The sequence below is a fragment of the Rhodococcus sp. NPDC078407 genome, from assembly GCF_044542515.1.
Taxonomy (GTDB): Bacteria; Actinomycetota; Actinomycetes; order Mycobacteriales; family Mycobacteriaceae; genus Rhodococcoides.
Genome location: NZ_JBITUQ010000018.1, coordinates 46,090 through 58,156 on the forward strand (window position 1 = coordinate 46,090; position 12,067 = coordinate 58,156).

General features: G+C 64.9%; 11 protein-coding genes and 1 pseudogene. 5 read left to right on the forward strand and 7 right to left on the reverse strand.

Annotated elements, in window-relative coordinates; genetic code table 11:
• Positions 1–97: 97 nt before the first annotated feature.
• Entirely contained in the window at positions 98–1,510 is a 1,413-nt protein-coding gene (locus ACIGGF_RS17975) for a glucose-6-phosphate dehydrogenase (NADP(+)) (protein WP_397522519.1), read from the reverse strand.
• A gap of 60 nt (positions 1,511–1,570) precedes the next feature.
• On the opposite strand from ACIGGF_RS17975, the gene ACIGGF_RS17980 reads away from it, so the two are divergent.
• On the forward strand, positions 1,571–2,173 hold the full coding sequence (locus tag ACIGGF_RS17980) for a hypothetical protein (RefSeq protein WP_397522520.1): 603 nt from the start codon (positions 1,571–1,573) through the stop codon (positions 2,171–2,173).
• Here ACIGGF_RS17980 and ACIGGF_RS17985 read toward each other — a convergent pair.
• Positions 2,170–2,742: an isochorismatase family protein gene (locus ACIGGF_RS17985; protein WP_397522521.1), complete on the reverse strand. Its 573-nt coding sequence runs from the start codon at positions 2,740–2,742 to the stop codon at positions 2,170–2,172. The two genes, ACIGGF_RS17980 and ACIGGF_RS17985, sit on opposite strands and share 4 nt — an antisense overlap.
• Before the next feature lie 21 nt (positions 2,743–2,763).
• On the opposite strand from ACIGGF_RS17985, the gene ACIGGF_RS17990 reads away from it, so the two are divergent.
• Complete coding sequence (locus ACIGGF_RS17990; protein WP_397522522.1) at positions 2,764–3,570, forward strand: MOSC domain-containing protein; 807 nt, start codon at positions 2,764–2,766, stop codon at positions 3,568–3,570.
• Between the two features lie 63 nt (positions 3,571–3,633).
• Here the strand turns inward: ACIGGF_RS17990 and ACIGGF_RS17995 are convergent, their stop codons facing one another.
• From ACIGGF_RS17995 to aspA, 3 genes and pseudogenes are all read right to left on the reverse strand, one after another.
• On the reverse strand, positions 3,634–4,518 hold the full coding sequence (locus tag ACIGGF_RS17995) for an asparaginase domain-containing protein (RefSeq protein WP_397522523.1): 885 nt from the start codon (positions 4,516–4,518) through the stop codon (positions 3,634–3,636).
• Positions 4,511–5,934, reverse strand: a pseudogene (locus ACIGGF_RS18000) (amino acid permease). The gene ACIGGF_RS17995 and the pseudogene ACIGGF_RS18000 overlap by 8 nt, the downstream one beginning before the upstream one ends.
• A 6-nt stretch (positions 5,935–5,940) precedes the next feature.
• A complete protein-coding gene (aspA, locus tag ACIGGF_RS18005) occupies positions 5,941–7,380 on the reverse strand; it encodes an aspartate ammonia-lyase (protein WP_397522524.1) in 1,440 nt (479 codons plus the stop codon).
• Between the two features lie 99 nt (positions 7,381–7,479).
• Between aspA and ACIGGF_RS18010 the strand changes: the two genes are divergently transcribed.
• Positions 7,480–8,184, forward strand: a complete 705-nt coding sequence (locus ACIGGF_RS18010; RefSeq protein WP_397522525.1) for a FadR/GntR family transcriptional regulator — start codon at positions 7,480–7,482, stop codon at positions 8,182–8,184.
• A gap of 22 nt (positions 8,185–8,206) precedes the next feature.
• The gene (gene argG, locus ACIGGF_RS18015; RefSeq protein WP_397522526.1) at positions 8,207–9,622 is read left to right on the forward strand and encodes an argininosuccinate synthase; all 1,416 of its coding nucleotides are present in this window, start codon (positions 8,207–8,209) and stop codon (positions 9,620–9,622) included.
• Positions 9,623–9,725: 103 nt separating this feature from the next.
• On the opposite strand, the gene ligD is transcribed toward argG, so the two are convergent.
• Positions 9,726–10,679, reverse strand: a complete 954-nt coding sequence (gene ligD, locus ACIGGF_RS18020) for a non-homologous end-joining DNA ligase (RefSeq protein ID WP_397522527.1) — start codon at positions 10,677–10,679, stop codon at positions 9,726–9,728.
• Between the two features lie 110 nt (positions 10,680–10,789).
• Here ligD and ACIGGF_RS18025 point away from each other — a divergent pair, with 110 nt between their 5' ends.
• Entirely contained in the window at positions 10,790–11,113 is a 324-nt protein-coding gene (locus tag ACIGGF_RS18025) for a putative quinol monooxygenase (protein WP_032382260.1), read from the forward strand.
• Between the two features lie 9 nt (positions 11,114–11,122).
• Here ACIGGF_RS18025 and ACIGGF_RS18030 read toward each other — a convergent pair whose 3' ends face one another.
• Positions 11,123–12,025, reverse strand: a complete 903-nt coding sequence (locus tag ACIGGF_RS18030; protein WP_397522528.1) for an alpha/beta fold hydrolase — start codon at positions 12,023–12,025, stop codon at positions 11,123–11,125.
• Positions 12,026–12,067 lie beyond the last annotated feature (42 nt).

The window sequence follows — 12,067 nt, forward strand, 5'->3', positions numbered from 1 at the left end:
GGGCCGCTGAAACATAACGGTCGGAACACGGTGCGGTCCATGGTTTCGGACAAAAAGGACCCACCGACTGTTTGCGCCCCCGAAACGTGACGACCTGTCAGCCGTCGTTCTCGCCGGTGATCAACCACCCGCAGGGGGCCGCGAGTTCGTCGGCCGCAGCCGGCCCCATCGAACCCGGCGCGTAACCCTCGACAGCAGGCGGATCGTTCAGCAGCGGAGCGGCCACGTCCCAGACGTGCGCCAAACCGTCGGGCCGGGTGAACAGCGAACGGTCGCCGCTGAGCACGTCGAGGATCAACCGCGCATAGGGGCTGAGCGGCTCGGCATCGGGCACCGACCCGAGCGGGAGAGCCAGATGCCCGACGGAGAGATCGAAGTCCGGTCCCGGCTCCTTCACCGTCATCGCGACATCGATGCTGCCGTCGCCGGACAGGTCGAACGTCAGCACTGCGCCGTCGTCCGGCAGATCGGTGAGTGGTGTCTCGGCGGGCTGCCGAAAGACGAGCGACACGCGCTGCTTGCTCACTCCCAACATCTTTCCGGTGCGGAGCAGGAACGGGACACCACGCCAACGGTCGGTGTCGACCCAGAGCTTGGCCGCGACGAACGTGTCGACCGTCGAATTCTCGTCGACACCCTCGACGTCGCGGTAGCCGTCGTACTGCCCCAGAACCACCTCGCCGGTGTCGAGCGGACGGAATTTGCCGATCACTTCTTCTCGAGCCGACTGCAGATCCTCTGCGGCCAACGACGCCGGCGGTTCCATCGCCACCTCGGCGGCGACCTGGAACAGGTGCGTCACCAGCATGTCGAGAACTGCACCGGTGGCGTCGTAGAACTCGGCGCGGTCGTCGATGTCGAGTGTCTCGGGCACATCGATCTGCACCTGGGACACATGCTCGGAATTCCAGATGCCACTGATCATTCCGTTGGCGAACCGCAGCACGTGCAGGTTCTGCGTTGCTTCCTTACCGAGGAAGTGGTCGATGCGATAGACCTGTTTTTCGTCCACGACCTCGTGGACGGCCTTGTCGAGATCTTCGAAATTCTTCTGCGAGGTACCGAACGGCTTCTCGTACACCACCCGGGCACCGTCGGCGAGGTGGTGAGCACCCAGAGCCTCGGTGTAATCGACGAAGGTGCTCGGCGGCAGTGCGATGTAGTGCACCAGCTGGGCGTCGTCGCCGATGTCCTTCTTCACCTCGGCGACGAACTCGGTCAGCTTGCCGGGATCGTCGACGCTGAAACCGTTGCCCGCGAACCGGATTCGCTCGGAAAACGCCGACCAGTCGTCCTCGGACACGTTTTCGGCGAACTCGTCGAGCACGCCGCGGACGTGGTCCCGAAACTCGTCGTCGGACGAGTCCTTGCGGCCGTTGCCGATCAGCACCCACTTCTCGGGGAGCAGACCCTCGAGGTGGAGTTGATAGAACGACGGCAGGACCATTCGCTTCGCGAGGTCTCCGGTTGCGCCGAACAGGACGAATACAGTGGGTTGCGAGGACGCCATGACCTCCACTATGCACCGCCCGGTTCGGGAGTGCACAGCGCCGACGAGGGAGGGTGCACGATGAACAGATCACGGTTTCACGGGGAGATCTACGGGGTAGGTACGACGTCTGGTGTGCGGATCGTCGTCGGGCATTGGACGCGATCGCCGCTGGGCGAGTTCACCGACGTCATGATCCAATTCGCCGACGGCCGACGGCTACTCGTCGCGCCCAACGAGGACGTCCGGGAATTCGTCACCGCCACTTACACCTTCGACGCCACCGAGCTCGTACCGGTGACGTTCGCCGCCGAACCGGACAATTGGAGATCGGTGCAGGCCGGTGAACTGTCGGTGAGAATCCGCGTTGCCGGCCCCACCCTGCTCGGGCGCGCGTTGAGTCTCGTCCCCGACGCGGTGTCGACGGCACCGTGGTTCTGTGCGATCAGCGACCCCATCGCCCGAGTAGTACTGCGTGGGGTCCGCACCCGCGGCAGCGCCGGCAACGGTCGGCGCGAATACTACGGTGCGCGAGGGCAACACCGCGTCACCGACGTCGTCGCATCGTGGCAGGGCGAGGACCTCGGGACACTCACCCCGGTCACTCCCCCGGTGACCTTCGGATTCGGCAGTACCCCCGCCGCCCCGTCGGTCACCACGATCACGACGACGATCGACAGTTAGACGACCGCTGCACCCGAAGCCCGCAGTTCGTCCAGGGCCGCGGCCGAGGTCTCCGGAGCAACTCCCGCCACGAAATCGCCGAGAACGCGGACATTCAGCTTCTCGGCCACAGCGTCCTTCGCCGACGCCAGCACGCAGTAGTCCGTTGCCAGCCCGACGACGTCGATGTCGGTCACCTCGTTGGCCGCGAGTGTCTCGGCGAGGGATGTCCCGTCCTCGGTGACTCCCTCGAACGCCGAATAGGACGGCTTACCCTGCCCCTTGTAGACGTGGACGTCCACGGAACCGGTCGCGTACTCGGGGTGGTACTCGGCTCCGGCCGTCCCCGCGACGCAGTGCACCGGCCACGTGCTCACGAAATCGGGGGCGGCGTCGGTGGCGAAGTGTCCGCCGTTGTCGCCCTCCGCGTCATGCCAATCGCGTGAGGACACCACGAGGTCGTAGTCGTCGCCGTGGCGCGCGAGGTATTCGCTGATCTTGCGCGCGACCTCGGCGCCGCCGGTCACCGCCAGGGCACCGCCCTCGGTGAAATCGTTCTGCACATCCACTATCAACAGAGCACGAGTCATGGATCCCAGTATCCTCGACGGGTGCGCGTCTCGTCTCTGGTCACCTACCCCGTCAAGGGATGCGCTGGTGTCGTGCTGGATTCGGTCTCCGTCGATGCCACCGGTCTCGAGCACGATCGGGCGTTCATGATCGTCGACGACGACGGCGCTTTTCGCAGTCAACGCAGCGACCCCGTCCTCGCGGTCGTCCGGTGCTCGGTGACGGACGGGCTGTTGACTCTCGAGCACCCCCCGTCGGGTTCGACGACCGTATCCGTCGATCGGGACTCCGCAGCCCGTGACATCACGATGTTTCGCGCACCGCTGCGCGGTATCGATCAGGGCGACGAGGTCGCGGCCTGGCTCACCGAGGTGATCGGAGAACCGTCGAGGCTGGTCGCCGCTCCGCGCGACCGCGGCCGAGTCACCGATGGAATTTCGCCCGGCTCAGCACAATTCGCCGACAGCGCTGCCGTGCACATCCTCTCGACCGCCACGCTGGCCGGGCTGAACGCCCGCCTCGACGCACCGCTGCCGATGGACCGGTTTCGTCCCAACATCGTCGTCGACGGCTGGGAAGATCCGCATCGCGAAGACGAGGTCCGGGACGTTGCGATCGGGTCCACTCGACTCGCGTACAGCAAGCTGGCCATCCGGTGTCCCGTCACCACGGTCGAGCAGACCACCGGCGAGCGGGGCGGCCCCGAACCCCTGCGCACGCTGGCCACCTACCGCCGCGCCCAGCAGAAGGGCGTGGCGTTCGGAGCGAAATTTTCGGTGCTGCAGCACGGCACCGTGTCGGTCGGAGACGAACTACACGTCGAAACCTGGGGCGCGTCGGAGCTGTAGCTCGAACGGCATGTGACTACTGACGTGACCGCCCACTATTGGCGTCAGCACACGGTTCTCCGCTTACGCGAACGAATCGTGGACCGTCACGTCAGTGGCTCCGGTTGCAAGGAGCGCGGCCAGTTGAATCCGCGCCTGTCCTGCTCGTAGTTCGCGGGAGAACACCGCACCCGCATCGACCAGATCGTGCCCACCCCCTCCGCCGCCGTACGTCGTCGACGTCTCGCCGAACGGCACCCGCGTCGTGACGACGACGCGCACCCCGGCCTCCACCGCCTGCTCGACTGCGCTCACGACGTCGCTGTTGGTGTTCCCCGAGCCCAACGCCTCGAGCACGATGCCCGACGCCCCCGCCCGGAGGCACGCCTCGATCTGAACACCGTCGGCACCGGGATACAGGGCGACAGTGTCCACTCGAGTTCCGGCGACGGGCGTCCACTGCAGGGGTGTCGGCCGAGGCAGCGCCGCCGACCGAAATGCATCGAGCGCGGAGGTGTGCTTCTTGATCGCACCCCGCGCCGGAAGCAACCGTCCACCGAACGCGATCGACACACCACCCTCGGACTGCGCTGCCGCCACCGCCGCGGCGATGTTGCCGGGTCCGTCCGGATCGGGGTGATCGGCCGTGCGCTGGGCACCGGTGAACACCACCGGACTTTCGTCGTCGTGGAAGAGATCGACGTACAGCGCGGACTCCTCCATGGTGTCGGTGCCGTGCAGCACCACCACTCCGATGCAGCCGTCCTCGGCGAGCGCGTCGACGACCGAAGTGCGGATGGCGTCGAGGTCGGCGAAGTCCAGCGCAGAGCTGTCCTTCGTCATCACCTCACGCACCCGAACACCGTCGACATCGATTCCGAGACCGGCCACCGGACGGGACACCCCGTGCTCGTCGCGACTACTGGCAATCGTGCCACCGGTGGTCAACACCGAAACGAACTCAGTCATCACGGGCGGCCACCTCTCGAATTCGCTTGCGGCACAGAAACCATCCACCGATCAGCATGGGCGCGATGAGCAGGATCGACGCCACCGTCCAGGTACCGACCGGTTTGTCGAAGGCCATCAGCACGATTACACACGCCAGGAAGCCTAGCGTTGCGTATCCGGTGTAGGGCGCACCGAACAGCCGGAACGCGGGTCGACTGACTGCGCCTGTCTTGGACAGGGACCAGAATTTCAGCTGACACGCGACGATGACGGCCCAGGCGCTGATGATGCCGAGCGCGGCGAGGTTGAGCACGATCTCGAATGCCTGCGCCGGCACGACGGCGTTGAGCACGACGCCGAGCAACGTCACCACCGACGTGAGCGCGATGCCGCCGTACGGCACTCCCGACTTGTTCATCCTGGCAGCGAATTTCGGTGCCGAGCCGGCGACCGCCATCGAGTGCAGAATGCGTCCGGTGGAATAGAGGCCGGCGTTGAGGGACGACAGAGCCGCAGTGAGGACCACGAGGTTCATGATCGCGTCGGCGCCTTCGACGTCGATCGCTCCGAAGAACGTCACGAACGGACTCTCACCGGCCTGATAGGCGGTGTACGGCAGCAGTAATGAGAGCAGCAGGACCGACCCGACGTAGAACACGACGATGCGGACGATGACGGTGTTGATCGCCTTCGGAATGACCTTCTCGGGGTTCTGCGTCTCTCCGGCCGCGGTGCCCACCAACTCGATGGAGGCGTAAGCGAACACGACACCCTGAATGACGACGATCGCCGGCAACAGACCGTTCGGGATCAGGCCGCCGTTGTCGGTGAGCACACTCAGGCCCGGCTCCTGCCCGTCGATGGGCGTGCCGAAGATGACGTAGTAGGTGCCGATCAACAGAAATGTCACCAAGGCAACGACTTTGATGAGCGCGAACCAGAATTCGAGCTCACCGAACACCTTCACCGACACCAGGTTCAGCGCGAGAACGAGCAGCAGGCCGGCGAGCGCGAACACCCACTGGTCGATGTCGCCGAGCGGGGCCCAGTACTTCTTGAAGAAGTTCATGTACAACGCCACGGCCGTCACATCGACGACCGCCGTCATCGCCCAGTTCATCCAGTACAGCCACCCGGCCGCGAAAGCGACTTTCTCGCCGAAGAATTCGCGTGAGTACGAGACGAACGACCCCGAGGTGGGCCGGTGCATCACCAGTTCGCCCAGTGCTCGCAGGATCAGAAAAGCGAAGATCCGCAGAGCGCGTACACCAGAACCAACGCGGGCCCGGCATCGCGCAGTCGTCCACCGGCACCCATGAACAGGCCGGTGCCGATCGCGCCACCGATGGCGATCATCTGGATCTGTCTCGGAGCCAGCTCTTTCCGATATCCGAGGTCCTCTTCGCTGAAGGCCTTACGATTTTCGATGCTCATGTGCCGCTACCTCGTCGACGTCTCAGGAGCATCTGCATGCTCCACTGGGGCCACGCGCAGGTTGGCGAGGTGCTGGGGACTGAGGAGTCGATCGAGCTCGTCGCGAGCCAACAGGCCCTTCTCGAGTACGAGGTCGACAACGTTGCGGCCGCTGACCAGTGCTTCCTGCGCAATCGCAGTGGATTCCACGTATCCGAGATACGGGCTCAGCGCGGTGATCAGGCCGATGGAGTTCTCGACGCGCTCACGCAGCAGATCGACGTTCGCGGTGATGCCGTCGACGCACCGATGCGCGACGGTGCGGCATGCCGCACTCAGATGCGCCATACCGTCGGACAGGGATTTGACGATGATCGGCTCGAAGGCGTTGAGCTGTAGCTGCCCTGCCTCGGCCGCCATCGTGATGGTCACGTCGTGGCCGATCACCTCGTAGGCAACCTGATTGAGAACCTCGGGAATGACGGGGTTGACCTTCCCGGGCATGATCGACGAACCCGCCTGCATCGGAGGCAGATTGATCTCGTTCAAGCCGGCCCGCGGCCCGGACGACAGCAGCCGGAGGTCGTTGCAGATCTTCGACAGCTTCACCGCCACGCGCTTGAGTACACCGGACAGATGCACGAACTGACCGACGTCCTGCGTTGCCTCGATCAAGTCCGTCGCAGTGACCAGCGGCAGACCGGTGATGGTCCGCAGATGCGCGACGGCCGATTCGGTGTATCCCGCAGGAGCATTGAGCCCGGTGCCGATCGCGGTGGCCCCGAGGTTGATCTCGTGCACCAGCAGCGCTGCTTCCTCGAGCCGCGAGCAGTCTTCGTCGATCATGATCGCGTAGGTGCCGAACTCCTGACCGAGGGTCATCGGCACCGCGTCCTGCAGCTGGGTGCGCCCCATCTTGACCACGGTTGCGAATTCGGTTGCTTTGCGGCAGAACGCGTCTCGCAACACCTTCATCGAGGCGATGAGTTCGTGCACCGCGAAGATGGTCGCGATGTTCACCGACGTCGGGTACACGTCGTTGGTGGACTGCGAGGCGTTCACGTGCTCGTTGGGGTGCAGCATGCTGTACTCGCCGTGCGAGTGTCCGAGAATTTCGAGGGCACGGTTCGCGATGACCTCGTTGGCGTTCATGTTGGTCGAGGTGCCCGCGCCGCCCTGAATGACGTCGACGACGAACTCCTCGTGCCATCGGCCGTCGAGAATTTCCTGGCAGGCCGTGCGGATCGCTTCCCCGCGGGTGGCGTCGAGAATTCCGAGATCCTGGTTGGCCGACGCGGCCGCCCACTTCACCGCGGCGAGTCCGCGAACGAGGTGCGCGTTGGTGGAGATCGGACGCCCGGTGATGGGGAAGTTCTCGAGAGCGCGCAGGGTGTGGATCCCCCAATACACAGTCGACGGGATGTCGCGTTCTCCGAGAAGATCCTTCTCGATGCGGGTATCGGCCACGGGTTGTGCTCCTTCTAGGGTGTCCAGCTGTCCGGCTGTCTGACAGGTTGAGTGTGGCGCAGAACACCCCTTCGGTCAACCCCGAGCTAGGATTGCATCATGAACCTGTCGGACAGCTGGGCAGTCAGTGCGCCCACCAATGCCCGCATGAGCGCTGCCGAGGCGGTGTTCGCCGACCTGCGCGCAGCGATCGCGTCGGGTGATCTGCCCGTCGGGCAGAAGTTGCCGTCCGAGGCCGCGCTGGCCACCCGACACGGCGTCAGTCGCTCCGTCATCCGTGAGGCGCTCAGATCGTGCACCGCCCTGGGCCTGACCGAAACCAAGACCGGACGAGGCACTTTCGTCATCGCCGATCGGGTCACGGGCGATCTGGACATCGGTAACTACGCAGCGCGTGAGCTGATGGAGGCCAGGCCGCACGTCGAGATTCCCGCCGCCGGCTGGGCAGCCGAACGGCACACCGAGGAGGACCTGCAGATCCTGCTCGGATTGACCGAGGAGATGCGCGAGGAGGACGACCAGCAGAGCTGGGTGACGCTCGACGGTCAGTTCCACACCGCCATCGCCCGGGCAAGCAAGAACCGCGTCTTCGAGGCCATCATCGTCGATATCCGCGGCGCATTGACCAGGCAATCCGAAACCCTCAACCTCGTCGCGCATCGCCAACAGCAATCCAACATCGAGCACGACGCCATCGTCGAGGGAATCCGTTCGGGTAGTTATTCGGCTGCTGCTCAGGCCATGACCGATCACCTCAGCGCTGTCCGTGGAGCTGTGGAGTCGCTCGCCGATCGGCCCAGCTGACCGTACGACTAAGCTGCGGGCCGTGACGAAGGTATTGAACTCCCTCCCGGTCGGTGAACGAATCGGCATTGCATTCTCCGGCGGCCTCGACACCTCGGTGGCGGTCGCGTGGATGCGCGAGCACGGCGCGATTCCGTATGCCTACACCGCCGACATCGGCCAGTACGACGAGCCGGATCTGTCCGATGTACCCGAGCGCGGCCTGGCCTACGGGGCCGAGCAGGCGCGGCTCATCGACTGCCGTGAGCCTCTCGTCGAGGAGGGCCTGGCTGCGCTGACCTGCGGTGCGTTCCACATCCGCTCGTCGCTGCAGACGTACTTCAACACCACTCCGCTCGGCCGCGCAGTCACCGGCACGATGCTGGTGCGCGCCATGCAGGAAGACGGCGTCTCGATCTGGGGCGACGGATCCACCTACAAGGGCAACGACATCGAGCGGTTCTACCGCTACGGTCTGCTCGCCAACCCGGAGCTGCGGATCTACAAGCCGTGGCTGGACGAAGCGTTCGTCGCCGAGCTCGGCGGTCGGCACGAGATGTCGCAGTGGCTCACCCAGCGCACCCTCCCCTACCGTGACTCGGCCGAGAAGGCCTACTCCACCGACGCCAACATCTGGGGTGCCACCCACGAGGCGAAGAAGCTCGAATACCTCGACACGTCCCTCGAGATCGTCAGCCCCATCATGGGCGTGCGGTTCTGGGACCCCGAGGTGGAGATCGCGCCCGAGGAGGTCACCGTCGAGTTCGAGCGCGGCCGCCCGGTGCGGATCAACGGCAAGAGCTTCGACAGCCCCGTCGACCTCGTCATGGAAGCCAACGCCATCGGTGGACGCCACGGCCTCGGCATGAGCGATCAGATCGAGAACCGCATCATCGAAGCCAAGAGCCGCGGCATCTACGAGGCCCCCGGAATGGCGTTGCTGCACATCACGTACGAGCGCCTCGTCAACGCCATCCACAACGAGGACACCGTCGCCTCGTACCACAACGAGGGCCGTCGACTCGGGCGTCTGCTGTACGAGGGACGCTGGTTCGATCCGCAGGCACTGATGCTGCGCGAAGGCCTGCAGCGCTGGGTCGGCAACGTCGTCAGCGGCAGCGTGACACTGCGATTGCGCCGCGGTCAGGACTTCACGATCGTCGACACCCAGGGCAGCAACTTCAGCTACCACCCCGAGAAGCTGTCGATGGAACGCAGCCAGGGCCAGGCGTTCTTCCCCGGTGACCGCATCGGGCAGCTGACCATGCGCAACCTCGACATCGCCGATTCACGCAGCAAACTCGAGCAGTACGCCGCGCAGAATCAGCTCACCGCGTGGGGCGACCTGATCGGCGAACTGCCCGCAGGCGGAGCCGACGCCATCGCCGCGAGCAGCCCCGATAGTGCGGTGGATTCTTCGGCACTGGACCACGCCGCCATCGAGTCCGGCACTGACTAGAGCAGGCTGCCGAACTCGGTCGTTCCGCAGGCTCCACTCCTGCTGCCGAACTCGAAGTTATGGAAGCATTTTCGCTGATTTCCGTCCATAACTTCGAGTTCGGCTACTCCTCGGGTTCCGTCAGGCCCGCATGCTCGTCGCGCTCGGCCCATTCGAGTAGCTCGTCGATCGCGAACACCTCGTCGTCGATACCGGCATGCAGGTCGCCCAGCTCGGCGAATCTGGCCGGCACCGTGAAGATCGTGAACTCGCGTGGGTCGACGTCGGGCACCTCGTTCCACGAAATGGGTGTCGAGACAGTCGCTTCCGGGTTACCCCGCACCGAATAGGCGCTGGCGATGGTGTGATCACGGGCATTCTGGTTGTAGTCCACGAACAGTTTCGACGGGTCGCGGTCCTTGCGCCACCACGTCGTCGTCACGTCCTCGGGTGCGCGACGCTCCACTTCGCGCGCGAAAGCCAGTGCTGCCCTTCGCAAGTCCTTGAAGCCGTGGGCCGGGTCGATCCGAACGTAGATGTGCAGACCATGGCCACCCGACGTCTTGGGCCAGCCGACGGCACCGAGATCACTCAGCACGTCCTGCACCACCCCGGCCACGCGTCGGACTCGGTCGAAGGGGCAGTCGGGCATCGGGTCGAGGTCGATGCGCCACTCGTCGGGCATCTCCACGTCGGCGCGGCGGCTGTTCCACGGATGGAATTCGACGGTGGACATCTGCACTGCCCACGCCACGTGCGCCAACTCCGTCACGCACAGCTCGTCGGCGGTGCGGTTGTACCGGGGGAACGTCACCTTAACGGTCTCGAGCCACGGCGGCGCTCCGTTGGGCACGCGCTTCTGGTGCACCTTGTCGCCGGCGAGGCCCTTTGGAAAGCGGTGCATCATGCACGGGCGCTCCCGCAGCGCACGCACGATGCCGTCGCCCACGCTCAGGTAGTAGTTCACCAAATCCAGCTTGGTGGCTCCGCTCTCGGGGAAATACACCCGATCGGGATTGGAGATGCGAACGATGCGGTCACCGACGGGTAACTCGATCGAGGGTGAGCTACTGGCCATGAGAGCGAGGGTAAGCGATCAGCGCGGCGGCACGCTTGCTCTCGCACCAAAGCGGGTAGTACCCCGCAGCACCATCCCGACCACGGTCACATCGAACACAGGGAGCACCGTTGATCTTCATCACCGCCAAATTCAAGGTCAAGCCCGAGCACGCCGACAATTGGCCCGAGATCTCACGCGATTTCACCGAGGCCTGCCAGGCCGAAGAAGGATGCCTCTGGTACTTCTGGTCACGCACCCTCGACGACCCCACCGAGTACGTCCTGGTAGAAGCATTCAAGGACCCCGATGCCGGTGCCGCGCACGTGAACTCGGATCACTTCAAGCAAGCTCAGAAGGATCTCCCGCCGTACCTGCAGGAGACCCCGAAGATCATCAGCCAGGAGGTCGACGGCACCGACTGGAACGAGCTCGGCGAGCTCGCGGTCGACTAGTTCGTTCGTCTAGTCCCGTTCGCGATCCCGGACCACCTGGCCCAGCGTCATGACGGCGTCGGCGAACTGCCCCGGTAACTCCTGCGGCGGATTGTGGCCGCAATCGACCAGTCGAACATCGATCAGATCGGCGAAGTGCGCCGCGTGGTCCGGGCGGCCGTACAACGAGGCGACGGTGTCCTCGGTCGGATCGATCACGACCGTGGGCACCGTGATCGTCGGCTGCCGCGTCAAGAAATCCTGCGTCGACGCATAGGCAGCATCCCCGGCCTCGAGGCCGTATCGGTGTCGGTAGGAATGCACCGACACGTCCACGAAGTCGGGGTTGTCGAACGAGGGTGCGGTGGCCGCGAATTCGGAGTCCCCGAACCGCCACGTGGGCGACCAGTCTGTCCACAGGGTCTGCGCGATCTCCGCGCGATATGCCGCCAGCCCGGCTCGGCCCCGCTCGGAGTGCAAGTAGTACTGGTACCAGTACCGCTTCTCGAGGTGCGGCGGTACTGGTGTGGATACAGCCGCCTCGATGTCCTGGATCAGGTACCCGGACACGCTCACCAGGCCCGATACCAGCTCCGGCCACTGCGCGGCGACGACGCAGGCCGCTCGGCCACCCCAGTCGTAGCCGGCGACCATGGGCTTGTTCAACTCCAGAGCAAGGATCAACTCGCGCAGATCGTGGCCGATTGCGGCCTGTTCACCCGAGCGCATCGTGTTCGCGTCGACGAACCGGGTCGGTCCGAAACCGCGTAGGTACGGCACCACCACGTCGTAATTGGAGTCGGCGAGCAGCCTCGCGACGTCGTCGTAACTGCGCGGGTCGTACGGAAACCCATGCAGCAACACCACCGAGCGACCGGACGGATCACCGACGCGGTCGTAGGCCACATCCAGCACCCCTGCGCGAATCATCATGGATCCATGTTCGCACCACTGCGAATCGGGTGCAGCTGACCG

Excerpts from the sequence above, each read along its gene's own strand:
- ACIGGF_RS17995 (WP_397522523.1), bottom strand. The coding sequence starts at position 4,518 with ATGACTGAGTTCGTTTCGGTGTTGACCACCGGTGGCACGATTGCCAGT.
- ACIGGF_RS18030 (WP_397522528.1), bottom strand. The coding sequence starts at position 12,025 with ATGATGATTCGCGCAGGGGTGCTGGATGTGGCCTACGACCGCGTCGGT.
- ACIGGF_RS18010 (WP_397522525.1), top strand. The coding sequence starts at position 7,480 with ATGAACCTGTCGGACAGCTGGGCAGTCAGTGCGCCCACCAATGCCCGC.
- ACIGGF_RS17980 (WP_397522520.1), top strand. The coding sequence starts at position 1,571 with ATGAACAGATCACGGTTTCACGGGGAGATCTACGGGGTAGGTACGACG.
- ACIGGF_RS17985 (WP_397522521.1), bottom strand. The coding sequence starts at position 2,742 with ATGACTCGTGCTCTGTTGATAGTGGATGTGCAGAACGATTTCACCGAG.
- ACIGGF_RS17975 (WP_397522519.1), bottom strand. The coding sequence starts at position 1,510 with ATGGCGTCCTCGCAACCCACTGTATTCGTCCTGTTCGGCGCAACCGGA.
- ligD (WP_397522527.1), bottom strand. The coding sequence starts at position 10,679 with ATGGCCAGTAGCTCACCCTCGATCGAGTTACCCGTCGGTGACCGCATC.